This window comes from Dellaglioa sp. CoH-55-MRSF-8, from assembly GCF_056782195.1.
The window spans coordinates 1-319 of the sequence record NZ_JBXAYH010000145.1; the positions used below are offsets into that span (position 1 = coordinate 1).

Below are 319 nucleotides of genomic sequence, written 5' to 3' on the forward strand. Positions count from 1 at the left end.
GCAACAGACATTATGATCCTCTTGGGGTTGATTGGTGGTGCTGTAAATCTTATTTACTAGCAGGCGCGTTGATACGCAGCAGCGGCGTCACGAGCGCCACAAAAGCCTGAAAGCGATTGTCGCATGCGTCATGTTCGTTGGCCCACTGGGCAATCGCCTCTGTCTGCGCCTTCCCGTCGTATTTCTTCGACGGGTCGAGTTTCGACAGGAGGCCACAAGGTGCTATTGCCTGCGGGTCGATGTTCAAACTCGATTTTTCGGACACGAGAACTGGCGTCGTGGCCTTTTGAGGTGTCGTACCACACGCAGTCAGCAGTGT

1 protein-coding gene is annotated in these 319 nt (G+C 54.2%); it reads right to left on the reverse strand.

The annotated features are described in order from the left end of the window. Window positions 1–49: 49 nt before the first annotated feature. A partial coding sequence (locus tag AC1RPW_RS08295; protein WP_481769489.1) for a hypothetical protein occupies window positions 50–319 on the reverse strand: 270 nt, incomplete at its 5' end.